General features: G+C 65.1%; 14 protein-coding genes. 8 read left to right on the top strand and 6 right to left on the bottom strand.

Features of this window, described 5'->3' with window-relative positions; translation table 11 throughout:
• Nucleotides 1-38: 38 nt before the first annotated feature.
• Nucleotides 39-245: a hypothetical protein gene (locus AB3X86_RS02090; RefSeq protein WP_368594748.1), complete on the bottom strand. Its 207-nt coding sequence runs from the start codon at nt 243-245 to the stop codon at nt 39-41.
• Between AB3X86_RS02090 and AB3X86_RS02085 the strand changes: the two genes are divergently transcribed.
• The 3 genes from AB3X86_RS02085 to AB3X86_RS02075 all read left to right on the top strand — a co-directional run bounded on the left by AB3X86_RS02085 (nt 166) and on the right by AB3X86_RS02075 (nt 6453).
• Nucleotides 166-4581: a transporter substrate-binding domain-containing protein gene (locus AB3X86_RS02085; RefSeq protein WP_368594747.1), complete on the top strand. Its 4416-nt coding sequence runs from the start codon at nt 166-168 to the stop codon at nt 4579-4581. The genes AB3X86_RS02090 and AB3X86_RS02085 overlap by 80 nt on opposite strands.
• 338 nt (nt 4582-4919) lie before the next feature.
• Nucleotides 4920-5354, top strand: a complete 435-nt coding sequence (locus tag AB3X86_RS02080) for a CHRD domain-containing protein (protein WP_368594746.1) — start codon at nt 4920-4922, stop codon at nt 5352-5354.
• Nucleotides 5355-5484: 130 nt separating this feature from the next.
• Nucleotides 5485-6453 (top strand): alpha/beta hydrolase, encoded by a 969-nt coding sequence (locus tag AB3X86_RS02075; RefSeq protein WP_368594745.1) that lies wholly within the window; start codon nt 5485-5487, stop codon nt 6451-6453.
• Here AB3X86_RS02075 and AB3X86_RS02070 read toward each other — a convergent pair.
• On the bottom strand, nt 6420-7259 hold the full coding sequence (locus tag AB3X86_RS02070) for an EcsC family protein (protein ID WP_368594744.1): 840 nt from the start codon (nt 7257-7259) through the stop codon (nt 6420-6422). The two genes, AB3X86_RS02075 and AB3X86_RS02070, sit on opposite strands and share 34 nt — an antisense overlap.
• A 137-nt stretch (nt 7260-7396) precedes the next feature.
• Here AB3X86_RS02070 and AB3X86_RS02065 point away from each other — a divergent pair, with 137 nt between their 5' ends.
• Together AB3X86_RS02065 and AB3X86_RS02060 are read left to right on the top strand one after the other, a co-directional pair.
• Nucleotides 7397-8992, top strand: coding sequence for an MFS transporter (locus tag AB3X86_RS02065; protein ID WP_368594743.1), 1596 nt, complete (start codon nt 7397-7399; stop codon nt 8990-8992).
• 30 nt (nt 8993-9022) lie between these two features.
• On the top strand, nt 9023-9526 hold the full coding sequence (locus tag AB3X86_RS02060) for a MarR family winged helix-turn-helix transcriptional regulator (protein WP_368594995.1): 504 nt from the start codon (nt 9023-9025) through the stop codon (nt 9524-9526).
• Nucleotides 9527-9636: 110 nt separating this feature from the next.
• On the opposite strand, the gene AB3X86_RS02055 is transcribed toward AB3X86_RS02060, so the two are convergent.
• Nucleotides 9637-10914, bottom strand: a complete 1278-nt coding sequence (locus AB3X86_RS02055; RefSeq protein WP_368594742.1) for an amino acid deaminase — start codon at nt 10912-10914, stop codon at nt 9637-9639.
• A gap of 155 nt (nt 10915-11069) precedes the next feature.
• Between AB3X86_RS02055 and AB3X86_RS02050 the strand changes: the two genes are divergently transcribed.
• The 3 genes from AB3X86_RS02050 to AB3X86_RS02040 all read left to right on the top strand — a co-directional run bounded on the left by AB3X86_RS02050 (nt 11070) and on the right by AB3X86_RS02040 (nt 13904).
• Nucleotides 11070-11960 carry a MurR/RpiR family transcriptional regulator gene (locus AB3X86_RS02050; RefSeq protein ID WP_368594741.1) on the top strand — a complete coding sequence of 297 codons (891 nt, stop codon included), beginning with the start codon at nt 11070-11072 and terminating at the stop codon, nt 11958-11960.
• 3 nt (nt 11961-11963) lie between these two features.
• Nucleotides 11964-13445, top strand: coding sequence for an amidohydrolase family protein (locus AB3X86_RS02045; RefSeq protein ID WP_368594740.1), 1482 nt, complete (start codon nt 11964-11966; stop codon nt 13443-13445).
• 72 nt (nt 13446-13517) lie between these two features.
• Nucleotides 13518-13904, top strand: a complete 387-nt coding sequence (locus tag AB3X86_RS02040) for a RidA family protein (protein WP_008923846.1) — start codon at nt 13518-13520, stop codon at nt 13902-13904.
• 87 nt (nt 13905-13991) lie between these two features.
• Here the strand turns inward: AB3X86_RS02040 and queF are convergent, their stop codons facing one another.
• The 3 genes from queF to ilvA are packed head-to-tail and all read right to left on the bottom strand — an operon-like array spanning nt 13992 to nt 17283.
• Nucleotides 13992-14816, bottom strand: coding sequence for an NADPH-dependent 7-cyano-7-deazaguanine reductase QueF (gene queF, locus AB3X86_RS02035; protein ID WP_368594739.1), 825 nt, complete (start codon nt 14814-14816; stop codon nt 13992-13994).
• Nucleotides 14813-15715, bottom strand: coding sequence for a 5'-nucleotidase (locus AB3X86_RS02030; RefSeq protein ID WP_368594738.1), 903 nt, complete (start codon nt 15713-15715; stop codon nt 14813-14815). Before AB3X86_RS02030 ends, queF begins: the two co-directional genes overlap by 4 nt.
• 23 nt (nt 15716-15738) lie before the next feature.
• On the bottom strand, nt 15739-17283 hold the full coding sequence (gene ilvA, locus AB3X86_RS02025; RefSeq protein ID WP_368594994.1) for a threonine ammonia-lyase, biosynthetic: 1545 nt from the start codon (nt 17281-17283) through the stop codon (nt 15739-15741).
• Between the last annotated feature and the right edge of the window lie 207 nt (nt 17284-17490).

The raw sequence follows: 17490 nt of genomic DNA, 5'->3' as shown, positions 1-17490 counted from the left end.
GGGGGACGCTACTCGCCACTTCCGATCGATGCGAGTTCTCAAGGCGAGGTGACGCTGACGTTGGGGCTGCGGCGTTTGTTGCGGTGTCTGTGGCAGCGCTCGCCGCCCCACTCAATGATGCGTTGGCTGGCGTTATGTCTGCTGGCGGCTTCGCATGCGGTCTGCATGGCCGCGCCTGCCGGCGCTGCGTCAGAGTCACCCGTCATCTCCACAGTACGAGCCGATGCTTCCGCTTCGTCACCCATTGCATTTCCTTCCAGACTGACCGTGGGCATACTCGAAGGTGGCTGGCCGCCGTTCGACATCCTGAGGAACGGCCAGCTCGCCGGCGTCAGCGGCGACCTGTTGCGCGCGCTCGTGGGGCCGAACGTCGTCATCGAGACGAAGAGCTTTCCCGACATGGCCAAACTGGTCGCCGCGGCTTGCGCCGGCGAGGTCGACCTGCTGACGAGCATAGCGCGCACGCCGCAGCGCGAGCGCTGCCTCGGCTTTACGGCTCCCTACTTCCACTCGTTCGCGTCGGCCGTCGTGCGTCGCGACGATGCCCGGCATATGAAACCCACCGATCTCGCCGGCGCGCGTATTGCGATCGAGCGCGGTTTTGCGCGTGAGCGGTTGTTGCGCGCCGGTTTTCCTCGCGCGAAGATCGTCTCGTTCTCGAGCACGCACGAAGCACTGAACGCGGTACTGCATGGCGATGCCGACGCCTATTTCGGCTTCACGCCGGTCGTGCAATACGAACTGGCGACCGACGCATATCGCAATCTGCGCGTAGCGTTCGAGCAAGGCGGCAAGGCGCTCGACCTGCGTTTTGCGGTATCGCCCCGCCAGCTTGCCTTGCGCGATCAACTGAACCGCGCGCTCGTGTCGATGAATCCCGCCGAAGCCGCCGCGATACGCGCGCTCTGGCTGTCCGGCAACTTCAACGCGACGCCCGCGGCGGGTGCCCCACGCTTCGCGCTGACGCCGGAAGAAAAGAACTGGCTGCGTTCGCTGCCGCCGTTGCAGATCGGCTTCGACGACGACTGGGCCCCGTTCAGCTATGTCGACGCCGCCGGTCGCCCCGTCGGTCTGACCGCCGATTACCTCGCGTACCTGAGCGGCACGCTCGGTGTCGTGTTCAACCGCGCGCGCACGGCCGACTGGGCCGCCACCGTCGACGCGTTCCAGCGCGGCGAGCTCGCGATGCTGTCCTCCACATCGAGTCGCGGGGCGCTTCTCGCGGGCGCCGACCATAGCCGCGTATACGAGAGCGATCCGCTGGTGATCGTCGGACGCAGCGGCGTGCCCACTCCATGCTGGTTCGACGACATCACGTCGTGCCGCGTCGTAATGTCGCCGCACGTAGCCGGTTCGGTGCCGCTCGCGTTGGGGGCGGTGCCGGTCGATCACATCGTCGTCGCGGCGAGCCTCGGCGAGGGGATGCGCATGGTCGCGAGCGGCGAGGCCGACGTACTGGTCGGCAACGCTGCCGCGATCAACGTGCAAATCCGGCAGCATTACACAGGCGCACTCAGGGTGCTCGACTCGCTCGGTGAATCCGACTCGTTATATTTTGCTATACGCGAGGATCTGAGCCCGCTCGTCAAGCTGATCGATCGCGCGTTGCAGGCCATGCCGGCAGCCGAAAAGCAACGCATCCGGCGCAAGTGGGTGAGCCCCGCCGCGCCGGACAACGCGATGTGGAGTGTGACTGCGGTGCGGTTGCTGCCGGTGCTGATCGGCATCGGCGTCGTGCTGCTGGTCACGTTGCGCGCGTATGTGCTGCTGCAACGCGAAGTCCGGCTGCGCAAGCAGACCGAACGCGAACTCGCACTGCAATTGAACTTCCAGGAAACGATGATGAAGACGGTGCCGTATCCGCTCATCGCGAAAGGCCTGGACGGACGGTACATCGCGATCAACGAGGCTTATGAGAAAGCGTGTGGGCTGGAGCGGAAGGACGTGCTCGGGCGTACGACGGCCGAGGTCGGCACATGGGGCGACGCAAACAGCCGCGTGCTCGACGACATGACGCGCGAGCTCCTGCGCGGCGGCGGCATCGCTAAAGTCGAACTGGAGTTCGAGGACGGTGCTGGCGAGGCGCGGCATGGGATTTTCTGGACGAGCGTCTGTGAAGGCGACGATGGGCAGCCGGCGGCGTACGTGCTCGGCACGATGGTCGATATCACGGACATCCGGCGCGCCGAAATGCGCGCGCGCGAAACCGAACGGCGCCTGTTCGACGTCACGCGTTCGTTGCCGGCCGTCGTGTTCCAGATGCGGCGCTCGCCGGCCGGTGCCTATTCCTTCCCATACATCGGCGGCGACGCGCGACATCTGCTCTGTGACAGCGATTCGCAGGGCGGGGCGCGAGTCGACTTCCAGCGCATATCGGAGCTGGATCGGCCGCTCGTTCTCGCCGAGCTCGAGCGTTCTGCGATCTGTACCTCTCCGGTGCATATGGAGTTCCGCGTCGAAAGCGCCGGTCAACTCAAGTGGGTGCGGGCCGAGCTGGTGCCGCGGCGCGATGCCGATGGCGGTGTCCTGTGGAGCGGCTATTGGGTCGACGCGAGCGTCGAGCGAGCGCGTTCGGAGGAACTCGCGCGAGCTCGCGATCTGGCCGAGGCGGCCTCGCGCGCGAAGGACAACTTCTTCGCGATGATGAGCCACGAAATCCGCACCCCGATGAACGGCGTGCTCGGTCTCGTCGAAGTGCTCGAACGCACGCCGCTCAGTCCCGACCAGAGCGAAATGCTCGGCATGATCCACGAGTCGGCGGGCGCGCTGCTGCAGATTCTCGATGATTTGCTCGACTATTCGAAGATCGAGGCGGGTCGGCTCACGCTCGAAGCCGAGCCGATCGATCTCCGCGAGCTCGTCGACAACGCCGTGGGCCTGCTCGCCGGGCGCGCTCACGAAAAAGGGCTGAAAGTGCGCGTCGACATCGCGAGCGACGCCGCTGCGACGCTCCGTGGCGACAGCGTGCGTCTGCGCCAGATTCTGTTCAACCTGCTCGGCAATGCGATCAAGTTCACGCCGAAGGGCGAGGTGGGTGTCAGCGTAGCGGTCGTCGAAGATTGCGCGGATTCGCAGACGTTGGAGCTGACCGTTCGGGACACCGGCATCGGCATCGCACCCGATGTGCAGGCGGGGCTATTCGAGCCGTTCGTGCAGGCTGAGTCGTCCACCACGCGGCGCTTCGGCGGCACGGGCTTGGGGCTGACGATCTGCCGCAAGCTGATCGACCTGATGAACGGCACGCTCACGCTGCACAGCGAACCCGGCCACGGCACGAGCATGATCGTGCGGCTGACGATGCCGATCGTCGAACAGTGCTATCCGATCAACGGTCTGCGCGGCAAACTCGGCGTAGTGGTCACGCGAGATCGACGCATCGGCCGGGCCCTCGCACACTTCGGCAAGGCGCTCGGGCTCGAACTGCGCAGCCTCTCGGCCGATGCGGCGACGCTGGGCAAAAGCGACGTGCTGAGCCGCGCGGATCTGCTGTTCGTCGCCGAGGACGTCACGTTGCCGGCACATATCGGCACGAATGCGCGCATCGTCACGCTGACCGAAAAACCGAAGCCGAGCGGTTACCGCATCCTCGACGACAAGGTGCGCGTCAGCATCAATCCGATTTCGTGGCGCGGCCTCGGCGCCGCGTGTGTGGCCGCGACGGCGGGGCTGCCGTCGATGGCCCCGATGCCGTCGCGCGTGGTGGGTGCGCCGTTCACGACCGATGGCATCGCGCCGCCGCCTGATCGCGAACGCGCGCTCGCGAACGGGCGGCTGATTCTTGTCGCGGAAGATCATCCAGTCAATCAGGAGTTGATCCGTCATCAGCTCACCCTGTTGGGGTTCGCGTGCGACGTCACCAACGACGGCGCCGAAGCGCTCGCCGCGCTGGAATGCACGAGCTATGGATGCCTGATCACGGACTGCCACATGCCAAACGTGTCCGGCTATGAACTGACCCGTCGCATCCGCGAAGCGGAGGCACTGCACGGCGGCGCGCAGCGTCTGCCGATACTCGGCATCACGGCCAATACCGCGCCCGACGACCTGAGTCTGTGCCGCGAAGCCGGCATGGACGAGAGTCTGATCAAGCCGACCCGGCTCGCCACGCTGCGCGACCACCTGAGCCGCTGGTTTGGCACTGACGCCGAGTGGCCCCCCGCGCTGGCGGAAACTTCCGATCGCGTCTCGACTGCGTCGGCCGGCGAGCGGCAGGCCACACAACCTGTCGGTGCTGAACCGTTCGTGCCCATCGACCTCGCACGGATGACGCAGTTATGGGGAAGCGAGTCGACGGTCAAGGCGTTGCTAGATTCATTCGTCTCGTCGATGCGCGACGACATCAACGCGCTCGCGACGTTACTCGAACGCGCGGACATGGAGCGGGTGCACGAGTGGCTGCACCGGGTGATGGGGGCGGCGAGCGTGCTGCAGTATCCGCCGCTCGTACAGGCGCTCGAAGCCTATCGCCGCGTCATTGCCGCGAAGTCGCCGCGGCAGGTGCGTGACGAGGGGTACGCGCTAATTCGACAATGCGAGGCGATGCTCGATGGGATCGAACAGCAGGCCGGATTGCTCGCGTAGCGAGCGGCGCGCCGTAACCTCGCGCAAATACCCAAGCGATTCAAACGGCGGCAACCCAAATCAGGACGAAAAAAAACGCGGCCGAAGCCGCGTTAAAGGTTTGGAGACGTCCTTCGATGAAGGAGTCACTTCTCGCGAGTCGAAGCATACCAGGATTGACATCGTTTATTTATTACAAAACGCGCAATTATATTTTCGATTAAATCGACTAAAGCCATTTCGCACTACGTCTTTGCCGGCCATCATTCCAGTCGACTCCATATGATTTGCACTAGTATGTGGAAACTCCGCACGGCCGACACGGCGCCGCGGCGGCGCGTCAATGTCCGGAGAAGACCATGATTTCGCAGCGAAAATTTAATCTGGCCGTAGTGTTGTGGGCGCTTGCATCGAGCGCTGCATTTGCGGATACGGTTGCGCTGAAGGCGAATCTCCAGCCGTCGAGCGAAGTGCCGCCGCGTGTGAGTCACGGGCATGGCATGCTGAATGCGACCTTCGACACGTCCACCCAATCGCTGCAGTGGACTGTGACTTACGAGGGCTTGAGCGGTCCGGTCACCGCCGCGCATTTCCACGGTCCCGCGCCGGTCGGCCAGAATGCGAAGGTCCAGGTGCCGATCGAGAAGAATGGGCTCGCGAGTCCGATCAAAGGCACGGCGAAGCTGACCGAGCAGCAGGTCACGGATCTGATGGCGGGGCAGTGGTACTTCAATGTGTATACCGCGCAGAATCCGACGGGCGAAATTCGCGGGCAGGTGTTGCCGGCGAACTAGGCATGGACCTCGGGGTTGGCCGCGCGCGTGCCGCGGCCGCGATGACCGTCACGCGCCTGGAACCCGCCAAACCACGGTCCCCTGCCAACCCACGTACCCTGACGGGACTTCAACGAAGGAGCATGTCCCGATGAGCTGGCAAAGCGCGCTCGCGTGCTGGTATTTGCGCAGGCAGTTCCGGCCCGAAACTCTCAAACCGTTTATCAACGTCGAACGGGCGCGCGCGCTGACCTCGAAGCGCGTATGGTCGCCGCGCGTGCCGCGCGGCTGGCATCTGCGCGAAACGTATCGCGCAGGCGACGCGCCGCTCGTCGGAGAGTGGCTGGAGCGCGTGGACGGCGGCACGGCCGGCGGCGCGGAGCCTACGGTGCTGTATTGCCACGGCGGCGGCTACTACTTCTGCTCGCCGCGCACGCACCGCTCGCTAACGTTCGCTCTCGCGACCCGCGCGGATGCGCGGCTCTTCTCCCTCGACTACCGTCTCGCGCCTGAGCATCGCTTTCCGGCCGCGCTCGACGACGCCACCGCCGCCTATCGCCAGTTGCTCGCGATGGGCATCGCACCGAGCTCGATCGTGATCGCCGGCGACTCGGCCGGCGGCGGTCTCGCGCTCGCCACGCTGGTCGCGCTGCGCGACGGGGGCGCGCCGATGCCCGCGGGCGGTCTGCTGTTCTCGCCGTGGACCGATCTGGCGACGACCGGCGCTAGCCTGCGCACCAACGACAGCGTCGATCCGATGTTCTGCGGCGCCTCGGTCGAGCGCGCGGCCAAGGTCTATCTGGGCGACGCGTCGCCCACCCATCCGTACGCGTCGCCGGTCTATGCGGACCTGCACGGTCTGCCGCCGCTGTTCCTGCAGGCGGGCAGCACCGAAGTGCTGCTCGACGACACGCGCCGCGTCGCCGACAACGCGCACGCGGCAGGAGTCGATTGCGAATGCGAGGTGTGGAAAAACCTGCCGCACGTGTGGCCGATGTTCGCGCCGTTCATGCCGGAGGCGAACCGCGCGCTCGATCGCGCGGCCGCCTTCGTGCGACGCGCGACGAGCCGCGCCGCGAACAGGGCTCAGGCTTCGAGCGTGACGTCGAGCGTCCGATAGACGGCTTCGATCGTTTGCTGGCCGTATTGCCGCTCGAGCCGCCGCACGGTGAAGTGTCCGTGCGCGACCTGCTGGAAATGATCGATAAACACGGTATTGACCATCGCGCCGAGCACCGCGCCGATCGCCGGAATCGATTTGGCCGCGATCTGCTCGCCGACCTGCACCGAAAAGCGCGCGGCGATCGCGTTGATGAGCCGCAACAGAGCCGCCGAGCCGTGGGCTGTGAAGCCCTTGCTGGCCACCTCGGACGACGCCTTCGACACCGCCTGCGCGAGCGCGCCGCGCATGAAGAAGTAGCCGAGGTCGGCGTCGTCGTCCTCGCTCGAGGTGCCGCCCATGCCGAGCACGGTCAGGCATTGCAGCTGCGTGTCGACCGAGGTCAGGTCCTCGCCCTCGCTGCGCGCGATGTCGCAGATGGAGCGAAACATCAGCGTGGTCGTGACGGGCAGCTCGACCGGCAGCGCGAGCAATCCGAACGCGCCGCCGGCCGCACCGGTCGTCGCGACCGCGAACTTGTGCAGCAGGTTGTTCGGCTTGTCGGGTGCGAGCAGCCTGGCGTCGTCGCGCCGGCCGAGCGTGCGCAGCGCGATCGACAGACATTTGCGCAACGCGGCTTGCGTTGCATCGGACACTTTTTCGTTGGCGAACGCCGGAATGCGCGACAGCAGCTTTTCGATCGGCGCGCCGACGACGCTTGCGAGTTTCATTGCGAGCGCGGGGCTTTCGAGCTGATGTTTGGCGCGCCGCAGCGCGGCGAGGTCCTGCTCTGATAAGGATGGTGCTGCGAGCGAACTCGGCTGCATGAGCCTCCCTGGCATGTCATGGCGTGGGTACTGCAAGTGAGTCTACCGCGTTGCAAGACGTATTCCGTCCCGCGTGGAGCGTTGCAGCATGGTATGATTTCCAATCTTTTGACACGTCAACTTTTGCTGCATCAAAAATGGCTGTCCACACCGCCGCCCACCATTCGAGTGGGCAAGTTTTACCATTCCGCGAATCCCTGCTCGCCATGCTCGGCATCTCCTTCGTCACGATGCTGGTCGCGCTCGACCAGACCGTGGTCGGCACCGCGCTGCCCACCATCGTGTCCGAGCTCCGGGGCTTCGAGCTGTACGCGTGGGTCGCCACCTCGTATCTGCTGAGCTCGGTGATCACCGTGCCGATCTTCGGCCGGCTCGGCGATTACTACGGGCGCAAGCCGTTCGTGATCGCATCGATCCTCGTGTTTACCGGCGCCTCGGTGCTGTGCGGCGCGGCCAACGACATGCTGTTTCTCGTGCTCGCGCGCGGCTTGCAGGGCATTGGCGGCGGCATGCTGGTCGGCACCGCGTTCGCGTGCATCCCCGATCTGTTCCCCGATTCCGTCGTGCGGTTGCGCTGGCAGGTGCTGATGAGCTCGGCGTTCGGCATTGCCAATGCAGTCGGGCCGTCGCTCGGCGGTTTTCTGACGCAGTACTACGGCTGGCGTTCGGTGTTCTACGTGAATCTGCCGGTAGGCCTCCTGTCGCTGTTTTTCGTCTGGCGTTTCCTGCCGCATCTGCGGCACGTCGAGCATGAAGGCAAAATGCGGCTCGACTGGCCCGGCGCGCTGTTGATCGCGATTGCGCTCGGCTCGCTGCAACTGTTCGTCGAATTGCTGCCGAAGCACGGCATCACGCTGAGCGCGTTCGCACTGCTCGGGCTGAGCGTCGTGTCGGCCATCGCGCTGTGGAAATGGGAAAAGCGTTGCCCCACCGCGATTCTGCCCGTCGACATGTTCCGCAACCGTAGTCTTGCCGCGCTGTTCACGCTGGCGGTGCTCGGCGGCTTCACGATGTTCTCGCTGCTGTTCTACGCACCGCTGCTGTTCCAGGGCGGCTTCGGCATGTCGCCGAAAGAGGCGGGCCTCGTGATCACGCCGCTCGTCGTGTTCATCACGATCGGCAGCATCACGAACGGGCGCGTCGTGTCGCGGATCAAGAATCCGAACGTGATGCTGTACATCGGCTTTGCGATGGTCGCGCTGTCATGCCTTGGCATCGTCGTCGCGACCCGTTCGATGCAGCAATGGGTGCTGATGTCGTTCATGGTCGTCGGCGGCCTCGGGCTCGGTTTCGTGATGCCGAACCTGACGATCTTCGCGCAGCAGACCGCGGGCCGCGAACACCTCGGCATCGCGACCGCGCTGCTGCAGTCGCTGCGGATGATCGGCGGCATGATCGGCACCGCGCTGACCGGCACGCTCGTGACCCATATGTACAAGAGCGGCGTGCGCAGTGCGCTCGAAGGCGCGGGCGCGTCGCACTGGTTCGGCGATTTGGGCGATCCCCAGATCCTGATCAACCGCGATGCGCAGACTACGCTCGTCTACCAGCTGACGCACGCGGGCCACAACGGCGCGATGCTGCTCGAAAGCGCGCGCGAGTCGCTGGTCGGCGCGATTCATCTGGGTCTCGCGATGGCCGCGCTGATCGCCGTCGCGTCGGTATGGCAAAGCCGCCGCGTGCCGCCGGTCAAGCTGCAGCGCAAGCTCGAGCCGGTGATTCACGCAGACTGATTTTTGGACTTGGTGTTGGACAGGCAGATTATGGAAGAACAGGACCGCGTCGCCGTCATGCAGCAATTTGGTCGCACGTATCGGGCATTCATGTCGGCATTCGAGACCCAGGTGGGTCATCCGCTGCCACGCTGGCGCATTCTGCTCGCGCTGCACGAGCAGGCCGGCGAGTCGTCGCAGAAGCGGCTCGTCGAGCGGCTACGCGTCGATCCGGGCGCGCTGACGCGGCAGTTGAAGGCGCTGGAAGGCCTGGGTTGGATCGCCCGCAGCATGGATGCGCGCGATAACCGCGTGACCAACGTGCGCCTGACTGAAGCAGGTCGCGACGCGACCGAAGCGAGCCTGCCGCGTCGCCAGGCGTTCTTGCACGACACGATGGCAGGGTTGCCGGATGAGGCGCTTGCGGCGTTGTCGAGCGCGCTGAAAATGCTGGAGACGCGCATCGGCGAAGTGGCGGCCAATGCGAGCGCAGCGGCCGGCGCCGCTGGAGCAGCCCAGGATACCGCCGGCGACGAGGCTGCTCAACGCGTGTGATTCTTTCTCCGCGAGCGACGACAAAAAGGCTGTGCGCCCTTGGGCTCACAGCCTTTTTTCTATCGTCGGAAAGCCCGCGCTTCAGCGCGGCGCAATCCACTCCAATCCAATCAGAAAAACGTCTCGATCACTTCCTTCACGCGATACTGCGGATCGAGGACCAGCACCTGCTTCCACTTGTCGAACGTCAGGCACGGATGCGAGATGTCGAACGCGATCATGTCACCCACTTTCAGATCGGCGCCGGCGGGAATGCGCAGATACGCGTGCTGATCCATCAGACCGAAGATTTCCCAGCCTTCGCTCGCGGCGATGTCTCGCGGCGCCTCGTTGCCCGGACGATAGTGGCGCGCCGGCTCCGGCATGCCCGCGTCGAACGCGGAGTCGCGTTTGCCGAGGCCGATGATCGCGCGATCCGGCTCGGGAATCGACTGCACGTACGCCCACAATTGCAGCGCCGGCAGCAAGCCTTCGCCCATTTTCTTCGCGACCGGATTGCGCTTGAAGATGTCGGTCTGCGCCTTGCGATAGATGCCGACGTCATGCGTCAGGTAGCAGCCGGGCCGCAGCACGACCTCGACCTTGCCGGTTTGTGTCGCCTGCGCGAATTCTTCGGCGACCACGTCGTACCACGCCGATCCTGCGCCGGATAACACCGCCGGCGAACGCGCGAAACTTCCTTGCTCGACGAGTTCGCGCGTAACTGCAACCGCACCTTGCAGGAACGCGCGCACTTCGGCTTCTTCCTTCAGCACGCCTTCGTACAGTTCGACGCCCGCGAGCTTCAGCACGTCCGGATAGCGCGCGATCGCGTCGAGCACCGCGTTGCGCTGCGCTTCATCGCGCACGCCGGTGCGCCCCCCCGGCACGCCGAGTTCGAGCAGTACCTGCAGCGGCTTCTTCACCGAGGTGAAGAATTCGCCGAGTTGCTCGACCCCTTCGGCCGAATCGACGAGGCAGAAAAATTCGAAATCTGGATCGGTGAGCAACTCGGCGATCATCATCATGTTGTGGCGGCCGACCAGCTGATTCGCCATCAGGACGCGCGACACGCCGCCGTGATACGCCGCGCGCACCTGATGGGCGGTGGCTAGCGTGATGCCCCACGCGCCGGTTTCGAGCTGACGGCGAAACAGTTGCGGCGCCATCGTGGTCTTACCGTGCGGCGCGAGCTTGACGCCGTATTCGGCGACGAACGCCTGCATCCACTTCAGGTTGTGCTCGAGGCGGTCCTCGTACAGCACGGCGGCCGGCAGGCTCACGTCCTCGGCAAGCAGGTTCCACTCGAGGCGCGCGGCGTCCTTCAGCTGGACGCTCGTGCCCGGAACCATGCCCAAGCCCTTGCTATAAGGATCAATCGTCGCGCCCTGATAGTTTGTAACTTTCATGTCTCCGTGCTCCATCGTCCGGTTAAATTGGATCAGATTTGACTCTACCATGTTACCGAAAGTACGATGTCCGGAAAAATGTTATTTAGTACCACGGGTTTCGAAGGCCGCCGGAAAGGGTCGCGAAAGCCGTGCCGCGAACCCCGCCGCCCGCCATGAACAGTAGCGCCGAACCGCTCGCTTTCGACATCGTCGCGCGCATCGCCGAATGCGCGCCGGAATTGCGCTCGGCCGAACGCAAGGTCGCCGCGCTGATCCTCGACGATCTGACCGGCGCGTCGCGCGCGAGCATCGGCGCGCTCGCGCAGCAGGCCGAGGTCAGCATCGCGACCGTCACGCGCTTCGCGAAGGCGGTTGGCTGCCGCGACGTGCGCGAGCTGAAGCTGCGGCTCGCGCAGGCGGCTGCGGTCGGTCAGCGTTTTCTCGAGCGCGACGCAACAAGTGACGCACCCGAGCCGATCGCCACGCGCGTCTTCGACGAACTGCAAACCGCGCTCGCGCACAATCATCAACTGCTGCGTCAGGCGCCGCTCGCCGAAGCGGCGGCCGCGCTGCGCAATGCGCGCATGATCTACGTGTTCGGCATGGGCGGCGGCTCGACCGCGCTCGCCGACGAAATGCGTTTCAGGCTCGTGCGCCTCGGCCGCCCGGTCGCGACCTATCAGGACGGGCTGTTGCAGCGCATGGTGGCGAGCACGGTGTCGCGCGACTGCGTGGTGATCGCGCTGTCCACCACGGGACGCGTGCCCGAGATGCTCGAGAACTGCAAGATCGCGCGCAGCTACGGCGCGACCGTGGTCGCGGTGACCGCGCCCACGTCGCCACTGGCGAAGCTCGCCGACTGGCTGATCCCGATCGTCGCGTTCGAAACCGATTTCATTTACAAGCCGTCGTCTTCCCGTTACGCGATGATGATGGCGCTCGATGTGCTCGTCACCGAACTTGCCGTCAGCCAGGGCGACGAGAGCCGCGAATTGCTGCGCCGCATGAAGCACGCGCTCGACGCGCACCGCGGCGGCGGCGATCGACAACCGTTAGGAGATTGATCCATGCATTCGCATCCTGAAGCCGCCGACACGCTGATCGTCGGCGCGCAACTGTACGACGGCACCGGCGCCCCGCCCGTCGAGCGCGATGTGGCGATCCGCGACGGGCGCATCGCCGCGATCGGCAATCTGTCGAACTGGCTTGCTGAAGAGGTGATCGAGGCCGAGGGGCGCGCGCTCGCGCCGGGTTTCATCGATGTGCACACCCACGACGACACGCACGTGATCCGCTCGCCGCAGATGCTGCCGAAGATCACCCAGGGCGTGACGACGGTGATCGTCGGCAATTGCGGCATCAGCGCGTCGCCGGTGTCGCTGAAGGGCGATCCGCCCGATCCGATGAACCTGCTCGGCGAGCGCGATGCGTTCCAGTACCCGAGCTTCGCCGACTACGTGAGCGCGGTGAACGCCGCGCGGCCGGCGGTGAACGTCGGCGCGCTGATCGGCCACACGGCGTTGCGCAATAACCAGATGGACCGGCTCGATCGCGCGGCGACTGCCGAGGAAATCGAGCGCATGTGCGCGCAGCTCGAGGAAGCGCTCGCGCACGGCGCACTGGGCTTGAGCACGGGGCTCGCATACGGCTCGGCGTTCGCCGCGCCGACCGAGGAAGTGATGGCGCTCGCCGAGCCGCTCGCCGCCGCGGGCGCGCTCTATACGACCCACATGCGCACCGAGTTCGACGCGATTCTCGACGCGATGGACGAGGCTTACCGCGTCGGCCGGCATGCGCGCGTGCCGGTCGTGATCTCGCATCTGAAGTGCGCGGGGCCGTCGAACTGGGGACGCAGCGTCGAAGTGCTGAAGTCGCTCGAAGGCGCGCGCAGCGCTCAGCCGGTCGGTTGCGACTGCTATCCGTACAACCGCAGCTCGTCGACGCTCGATCTGAAGCAGGTGACGGGCGACATCGACATCACGATCACGTGGTCCGAGCCGCATCCGGAGATGGCCGGCAAGCTGATCAGCGAAGTCGCGGCGGATTGGGGCGTCTCGCAGCAGGAAGCGGGCAAGCGCCTGCAGCCGGCGGGCGCGGTCTATCACAACATGTCCGAAGACGACGTGCGGCGCATCCTGTCGCATCCGGCGACGATGGTCGGCTCGGACGGCCTGCCGAACGATCCGCTGCCGCATCCGCGGCTGTGGGGCGCGTTTCCGCGCGTGCTCGGCCACTATGCGCGTGATGCCGCGCTGCTGCCGCTCGAAGAGGCGGTGCGCAAGATGACGAGCCTGTCCGCGCGCCGTTTCGGTCTCGCGCAGCGAGGCGAAGTGCACATCGGCTATCACGCCGACCTCGTGCTGTTCGATCCGTCGAAAGTGCTCGACCTGGCGACTTTCGACAAGCCGCAGCAGCCCGCTGCCGGCATCGACGCGGTGTGGGTCAACGGCGTGCTGTCGTATCGCGACGGCGCGGTGACGGGCGAGAGGGCTGGCCGGTTCGTCACGCGCGGCGCACCGTCGAAGGGCGATGCGCAGGGCGCGTTCTGATTTTTATCGATTGATGGCGGCACGCGCGGCGAGGGCGCCGCGCACGTGCCCGACTTTTTAAGGAGTGTGACGATGAAGCGATATGGCGTGGAAGGCGGAAAGGGAACGGGCGGTCAGGTGATGCCGTTCGCGCGTGCGGTCGAAGCGGACGGCTGGCTGTTCGTGTCGGGCCAGACGCCGATGGAAAACGGCGAAGTGATCAACGGCGGCATCGTCGAGCAATCGCACAAGGCGATCCAGAACGTGTTCGCGATCCTGAAGGAAGCGGGCTACGGCGCCGAGCACGTCGTGCGTTGCGGTGTGTGGCTCGACGATCCGCGCGACTTCGCATCGTTCAATAAAGTGTTTCGCGAGTATTTTGGCGAGAATCCGCCGGCGCGCGCGTGCGTGGTGTCGTCGATGGTGATCGACTGCAAGGTCGAGGTGGATTGCGTCGCTTACAAGAAGCCGGCGGCCTGAGCGCTTTGAGGGCTCTGAAGTGACGAGGGCGCCGCAGGCTGTGATGGCCTGCGGCGCCCTCGTTGCGTTTGTCGCGGTGCTTTACCGTTACTGCCGCGCGAGCCGCATGTTGTCCGGCATCGGCAGATTGTAACTGGTGCGGAACGGGTTGATGTCGAGCCCGCCGCGGCGCGTGTAGCGCGCATACACCGCGAGCTTCAGCGGTTTGCACATCTTCATGATGTCGACGAAGATTCGCTCGACGCATTGCTCGTGAAAGCCGGTGTGATTGCGGTAGGAGATGATGTAGCGCAACAGGCCCGCGTGATCGATTTGTGGCCCGGCATAGTGGATCTGCACGCTGCCCCAGTCCGGCTGACCGGTCACCGGGCAGTTCGACTTCAGCAGGTTCGAGAACAGCGTTTCCTCGACCGGTGCCTCGTCGTGCGCCGCGCTGAGGAGCGATGCGTCCGGCTGATACACGCTCGCCTCCAGTTCGAGCCGGTCGAGCGACAAGCCGTCGAATTCATCCATTTTCAGCTTGCCGAATTCGTGCGGCGTGTGCAGATGCACCGACACCGTCGCGCCGCACGACGCGGACACGTCGCGCTTGATCGTGTCGCGCACGCTCTCGGCCGATTCGAAGGCGGTCTGCGCGAACGAGCCGAGATACAGCTTGAACGACTTAGATTCGACGATGTTCGGCGAATCGGCCGGCACGAAGAACGTCGCGACCGCGATCTGCGGTTTGCCGCGTGTATTCAGCCACGACAGCTCGTAGGCGTTCCAGATATCGGTGCCGAAAAACGGCAGTCGCGCGGTAATGCCGATCGCCTCGCGCGCATTGCTGCGCGCAATCGGAAATAGCAGCGTCGGATCGTATTGTTCGGTGTAAGTCGAGGACTTGCCGAGCGGGGATTGTTCGGGTGTCATGATGCGTTCACGATGCCACTCAGCACGTGCCCGGTCGCCGTTACGACGCGGGCCGATTCGCAGTGGCCGATCTGGTCGTCGAAGAAAAAGTCGGGCTCGAACTCGCGCAAAAATGCGCCCTTGTCGAGGCCGCCGAGGAACATCGCTTCGTCGATTTCGATGTTCCACGCCATCAGAGTGCGGATCGCACGCTCATGCGCGGGGGCCGAGCGTGCGGTTACCAGTGCCGTGCGAATGCGCATCGGCGCGGCCGCGTCCGCCAGTTTTTGCAGCCGGTGCAGCGCTTCGAGCAGCGGCTTGAGCGGACCGTCCGCGAGCGGCAGATGCTTGTTGTCGATCTCGTGACCGACGAACGCGCGCAGGCCGTCGTTCTGGAAGATGCGTTCCGCTTCGTCGGAAAACAAGACCGCGTCGCCGTCGAACGCAATGCGGATTTCGTCCGGATACTTGCTCGCCATTTTCGCCGATTCCGGCAACACGCGTGCGGCAGGGAAGCCAGCGGCGAGCGCATCGCGCACGTCCTGCTGATTCGCCGACAGAAACAGCGACGCGCTCAGCGGCTTCAGATAACCGAACGGCGCGCGGCCGCGCGTAAACACCCCGCGCTCGATCGCGAGTCCGTGTTCGCGGCACGAATGAAACGCGCGCAGGCCGCTGATCGGATCGCTGCGCGACAGGATCACCACTTCGACGCGATGACCGACGGCGTTCAGCGCAAGCAATTTGCGGATCAGCGGAAACGCGACGCCCGGTTTCGCGGGCACGTTCAGGCGCTCGCGCTGCAACGCTTCGTAAGCCTTCAGGTCGCCGGCCTCGTAGACGCGGTTCTCTTCCTCGAAGTCGAACAGCGCGCGCGACGAGATTGCGACCACCAGTTTGTCGACAAGCGAAAGCGCCATCGGTGAGTTCGCGTCCGAAGAGATCAAGCGAGGAAGAGGCGGTAGACTGGGTTTTTCGTTTCTTCCCAGCACGGATAGCCGAGCGTTTCGATGAAGCGCTCGAACGCCGCGTGGTCGCTTTCGGGCACCTGAATGCCGACCAGAATCGAGCTGTAGTCCGCACCCTGGTTGCGATAGTGGAACAGGCTGATGTTCCAGTTCGGCGCCATCGACGACAGGAATTTCATCAGCGCGCCCGGACGCTCGGGAAACTCGAAGCGGAACAGACGTTCATCGCGCGCGAGCGGCGAGCGGCCGCCGACCATGTAGCGGATGTGCTGCTTCGACAGTTCGTCGAAGGTCAGATCGACGGTGGCGAAGCCGTGCGCTTCGAAGGCGCCGGCGATCTGCGCCGGTTCGCTGCGGTTGCGGATCTGCACGCCCACGAAGATATGCGCCGAGTTCGCGTCGGCGATCCGGTAGTTGAATTCGGTGACGCTGCGCGTGCCGACCAGTTCGCAGAAACGCCTGAAGCTGCCGCGCTCTTCGGGGATCGTCACCGCGAAAACCGCCTCGCGGGCTTCGCCCACTTCGGCGCGTTCGGCGACGAAGCGCATGCGGTCGAAGTTCATGTTCGCGCCCGATGTGATCGCGATCAGCGTCTGGTTCTCGATGCCTTCCCGTTCGGCGTACTGCTTCGCGCCGGCCACCGCGAGCGAGCCCGCCGGTTCGAGCACGCTGCGCGTGTCCTGGAACACGTCCTTGATCGCGGCGCACAGGGCGTCCGTGTTCACGAGCAGCACTTCGTCGAGATATTCGCTGCACAGGCGGAAGGTTTCTTCGCCCACGAGCTTCACCGCGGTGCCGTCGGAGAACAGGCCCACTTCGTTCAGCGTCACGAGCTCGCCGGCCTTCAACGATGCGGCCATCGCACACGAGTCATCGGTCTGCACGCCGATCACCTTGATCTCCGGGCGCACCGATTTCACGTACGCGGCGACACCGGCCGCGAGACCACCGCCGCCGATCGGTACGAAGATCGCGTGAATCGGGCCCTGGTGCTGGCTCAGGATTTCCATCGCGACGGTGCCCTGGCCGGCAATCACATACGGATCATCGAACGGATGCACGAAGGTCAGGCCGCGTTCTTCCTGCAGCTTGACCGCGTGACCATAGGCGTCGCTATAGGACTCACCGAACTGCACGACCTCGACGGTCGGCCCGCCGTGCGTGCGGATCGCGTCGACCTTCACCTGCGGTGTCGTCACCGGCACGACGATGATCGCCTTCACGCCCATGCGCGCCGCCGACAACGCCACGCCCTGCGCATGATTGCCCGCCGACGCGGTGATCACGCCGCGCCCGAGCGCCTCGGCCGGAATATGCGCCATCTTGTTGTACGCGCCGCGCAGCTTGAACGAGAACACCGGCTGGTTGTCCTCGCGCTTCAGATAGACCGGATTGCGCAGCCGCGCCGACAGGTTCGGCGCGCGTTCGAGTTCGGTCTCGCGCGCCACGTCGTAGACGCGCGCGGTCAGGGTCTTTTTCAGGTAGTCGTGGGAAGCCATGCGGGTCGCGCGGTGCGCTATGTGAGACGGGAAAACGTCAATGATAGCGCCAACGGTGCCTGCTCTGGCCGTTCCGCGCGCGGCGGGAAGGGTGGCACGCCGCTGGCCGGGCTGCTTCGGCACCGTGGAGCGAAGTTTGCCAAACCGTCCGGCCGGTCAATGGAGTCGCATGTGAAACGCCGCGGGATTCGCCGCCAAATCCCCCGAAGCGCCGTCACCGCCCAGCTT

Origin of the sequence: Paraburkholderia sp. BR14374 (genome assembly GCF_040948685.1) — a bacterium.
GTDB lineage: Bacteria > Pseudomonadota > Gammaproteobacteria > Burkholderiales > Burkholderiaceae > Paraburkholderia > Paraburkholderia youngii.
Note: the sequence above shows the minus strand (reverse complement) of the source record. Positions and strands in the feature narration are given on the sequence as shown.